The organism is Pseudomonas sp. SWRI179 (genome assembly GCF_014268705.1).
GTDB classification, from domain to species: Bacteria; Pseudomonadota; Gammaproteobacteria; order Pseudomonadales; family Pseudomonadaceae; genus Aquipseudomonas; species Aquipseudomonas zanjanensis.
This window is the reverse complement of the sequence record NZ_JABWRA010000166.1, coordinates 1-238: the sequence shown is the minus strand read 5'-3', so window position 1 is coordinate 238 and position 238 is coordinate 1. Positions and strand designations below refer to the sequence as shown.

The window sequence follows — 238 nt, the reverse complement described above, 5'->3', positions numbered from 1 at the left end:
GCCGGTGCAAGTTCGGGTACGCTCGATGTCGCTGTGGGTAACGACGTTTATCAAGGTCCGACCACCGTCACCGAAAGCATCAGTACCGCCATTGGCGGCAACCTCGAAGCTATCGCTCCAAACACCACGCCAGTTAGCACTGTGGTTAGCGATGTCAACGACACCACTACCGTGACGTTGACTGCTACGCCGACCGTGAACGAAAACGGCACCATCACCTACACCGCCACCCTGACCG

The 238-nt window shown here is 58.0% G+C and carries 1 protein-coding gene; it reads left to right on the top strand.

From position 1 onward, the window contains the following. A partial coding sequence (locus HU767_RS28650) for an immunoglobulin-like domain-containing protein (RefSeq protein WP_186731127.1) occupies window positions 1-238 on the top strand: 238 nt, incomplete at both ends.